The 3,298-nt window shown below is 48.9% G+C and carries 2 protein-coding genes and 2 tRNA genes; 3 read left to right on the top strand and 1 reads right to left on the bottom strand.

The genetic code is table 11. The annotated features are described in order from the left end of the window. Positions 1 to 87 precede the first annotated feature (87 nt). Positions 88 to 963 carry a TrmH family RNA methyltransferase gene (locus tag ACLUXO_RS10070; protein WP_412137433.1) on the top strand — a complete coding sequence of 292 codons (876 nt, stop codon included), beginning with the start codon at positions 88 to 90 and terminating at the stop codon, positions 961 to 963. 47 nt (positions 964 to 1,010) lie between these two features. Here the strand turns inward: ACLUXO_RS10070 and asnB are convergent, their stop codons facing one another. Next, positions 1,011 to 2,603, bottom strand: a complete 1,593-nt coding sequence (gene asnB / locus ACLUXO_RS10065; RefSeq protein ID WP_412137432.1) for an asparagine synthase B — start codon at positions 2,601 to 2,603, stop codon at positions 1,011 to 1,013. Positions 2,604 to 3,137: 534 nt separating this feature from the next. Here asnB and ACLUXO_RS10060 point away from each other — a divergent pair. Continuing rightward, positions 3,138 to 3,210, top strand: a tRNA-Asn gene (locus tag ACLUXO_RS10060). 3 nt (positions 3,211 to 3,213) lie between these two features. Beyond that, a tRNA-Pro gene (locus ACLUXO_RS10055) sits at positions 3,214 to 3,287 on the top strand. Positions 3,288 to 3,298 lie beyond the last annotated feature (11 nt).

Below are 3,298 nucleotides of genomic sequence, written 5' to 3'. Positions count from 1 at the left end.
GAATCAAGAGTCAGACGGAAGTCTGGCTCTTTTTGTTTTCTATAGTAAAATAGGTAAGAGTTTAGAGAATAAGAAAGATATAAAGACATGGACAGAATCGACAGAGAAAACAATCTGATCAGAATTAACGCTTTTGATGATCCCAGACTAAAGCTGTTTACTGATTACAATGAAGCCCAGCTCTTTCATTTCTATGAGCCAGAAGCCGGTATTTTCATCGCAGAGAGTCCGAAAGTAATCGAGCGGGCAATTAGGGCCGGCTATGAGCCGATCGCCATGCTGGTGGAGGAAAAGGCCTTAGAACGTGATTTAGCCGACTTTGACCGGGAGCTGGCTGCTAACCACGATCACTTGCCTGATTTTCCGATCTTTGTCGCCCAGTCAGAGCTTTTACGGCAATTGCCAGGCTATAATCTGCTTCGGGGTGCCATTTGCGCTTTTCGAAGAAAAAAGCAGCTAAATCTGCGTGAATTTGCGGCTGCCTTGCCCAAACATGCTAGAGTCGGGGTCTTAGAGAGCGTCGTCAATCCAACCAATGTCGGCGCTATTTTCCGCTCTGCTGCCGCCTTAGGTATGGACGGAGTCTTGATCACGACGGATTCCAGTGACCCCTTATACCGGAGAAGCGGCCGGGTCAGTATGGGAACGGTTTTCCAGGTGCCTTGGACTTATCTGGATCAAAAACTTTGGCGGGAAAAAGGCGTGGCTAGCCTGCAGGAATTGGGCTTTAAGACCGCGGCCATGGCTTTAAGGGACAACACGGTTGACATCGACGACCCGGTCTTAAAAGAAGCAGACCGTCTGGCTGTCATTTTAGGTTCTGAAGGGCCAGGCCTGTTGCCGCAAACGATCGCGGAGAGCGACTATACGATCAAGATTCCGATGGCTGAAGGAGTGGACTCCTTGAATGTTGCTGCCGCTAGCGCTTTAGCCTTTTGGGAAGTCAAAAAAGGACTGGATTAAGTTCCAGTCCTTTTTCTTTGTATCCTGTATCTTACTTTTATTTTGTTTTATTCACCGCTAGCCCCGTAGTTGCTGAGTACCCGGGCACTTGGGTCGGTGACGCCTTCCAGGCTCTTCCAGCTTCTGTTTGGCATCCAGTAGTCCTTGATCCAGTCAGCCTTGCCAGGGTAGAATTCTTCAAAAATGTCCCGGTAAAGAAGTGATTCCTTGGTAAATGGCGTCCGGTATGGGTATTTTTCGCCTGCTTTAGCCAGGTCTTCATCGCTGTACTTGCTTTCAGCGTATTCCTTAAGGTCATCAACCATGGAGTGGCCCACGGCGTCGCTGAAGGCTGCTTTTTCCCGCATAAGGATGTCGCGGGGCAGCCAGTCGCCTTCTTCAAAGGCCTTGCGGAGCAAGTACTTGCCCTTGTGGTAGTGGTTCATCTTCAAGTCCGGATCCACGCTCATGACGTAGTCGACGAATTCCCGGTCGGCGAAAGGCACTCTGCCTTCCAAAGAGTTGGCGGAAATGCAGCGGTCTGCCCGCAAGACGTCGTACATGTAGAGCTCTCTGAGCCGTTTAGCTGCTTCTTTTTGGAATTCTTCCGGGCTTGGAGCGAAGTCGGTGTATTTGTAGCCAAATAGCTCATCAGAGCATTCACCAGTGAGGATGACCTTCAAGTCGGTCGTTTCATGGATCTTCTTGCAGAGAATGTACATCCCGATTGAAGCCCGGATAGTCGTGATATCCCAGGTTTCCAAAGTATAGATGACTTCTCTTAAAACGCCCAGCACGTCTTCTCTGGTCATGATGAACTCGGTGTGGTCAGTCCCCAGGTAGTCAGCCACTTCCCGGGCATATTTAAGGTCGATCGGGTTTTGGTCCATCCCAATGGCAAAAGTTCTGATCTTCGTATCTGGCTGCAGGTGGGCGGCGATCGAGCAGACCAGGGAAGAGTCAAGGCCGCCTGAAAGGAGGTAGCCGACCGGGGCGTCTGAAGCCAGGCGCTGGTCAACTGATTCAACCAGAAGGTCATGAATCTTGTGAGTCGCAGTCTCAAAATCGTCAGTACTCATCTTGGGGGTGAGGTCTGGTTCATGGTAGGCCACGATCTTTTCCCCGTCATAGTAGTGGCCAGGTAGGAAGGGGTGGATTTCGCCGCAGAGGTCAAGCAAGTTCTTGCCAGTTGAGGCAAAAGCAATCTTGCCGTCTTTTTTGGTAAAGCCGTAGAACATTGGCCGGATACCAATGATGTCTCTGGCCGCGTAAATCGTCTTTGAGAGGTGATCATAGAGGACAAAGGCAAATTCCCCATCCAGCATCTTAACCATCGTCTCAATCCCGTATTTGCGGTAGAGGGGGATCAGAACTTCACAGTCACTGCTGGAAGTAAATTCGTAGTCGGTTTCCAGGTTCTTTTTCAGTTCCGGGTAGTTGTAGATTTCCCCGTTGCAGACCAAGGTGCAGTCCAGGGTTTCAAAAGGCTGCATCCCACTATCCGTCAAGTCCATGATGGCCAAGCGGTTGAAGCCAAAAGTAACTTCCCGCTCGTCAAAGACCCTGGTCATGTCCGGTCCCCGGTCCTGGCATTTGGCCAGGGCTTCGTCAAAGGTCTTTAAGTCAAATTCTTTGGAGTCGATCGCTAAAAATCCGCACATATTCGCTGCCTCTTTCTTTTTTAAGCAAAAAATAATTTAAGTGAGTAAAAATTGCTCTTTAATGAAAAAAGGATCGCCAAGCAAAGAAAAAGCCCTTCGCTCCCCGGTAAGGGACGAAAGGCTTTGTTCCGCGGTACCACCCAAATTGCTCTGATAATCGAGCCTGCTTCTTGAGCACAAATATGCTCATCCGGCGGTAACGGACCAGAACCGGCCAAGCCTACTGGAGCTAAGTCTTTCGGTTGGCAGCTGAAAAAGTGTTTTTCAAGGGGGGCAGAGCCTACTGAATTTCCACTCTCATCAGCTCACTGGAGGTTGCCCGCCTTTACTCGTCTTTTTATGGCTTACTTTTTTAATTAAGAACTATTGTAATCCGAATGAGAAATAAATCAAGACTAAATTAAAATAAATTTAAAAAGAAAAGTGGAGAAGGCTTGCCAATAAAGTTTTTGATTTTTTTGCCGAAAAGTGTTGACATTTTCCCTAAGCCCTGTAAAATATTAATTGTTGCGTCGCCGAGGCGCGGCAGAAAATTCCGCCTTAGCTCAGTTGGTAGAGCGCTTGACTGTTAATCAGGATGTCGTCAGTTCGAGTCTGACAGGCGGAGTATCGGGAAGTGGCTCAGTTTGGTAGAGCACCTGGTTTGGGACCAGGGGGTCGCAGGTTCAAATCCTGTCTTCCCGATCAAACGGAAT

Origin of the sequence: Lactobacillus delbrueckii subsp. bulgaricus, assembly GCF_046938665.1 — a bacterium.
In the GTDB taxonomy this organism is placed as follows: domain Bacteria; phylum Bacillota; class Bacilli; order Lactobacillales; family Lactobacillaceae; genus Lactobacillus; species Lactobacillus delbrueckii_C.
The sequence above is the reverse complement of the archived record's forward strand: the minus strand, read 5'-3'. Positions and strand labels throughout refer to the sequence as shown.

Coding starts and splice junctions, on each gene's coding strand:
- ACLUXO_RS10070 (WP_412137433.1), top strand. CDS start 88: ATGGACAGAATCGACAGAGAAAACAATCTGATCAGAATTAACGCTTTT.
- asnB (WP_412137432.1), bottom strand. CDS start 2,603: ATGTGCGGATTTTTAGCGATCGACTCCAAAGAATTTGACTTAAAGACC.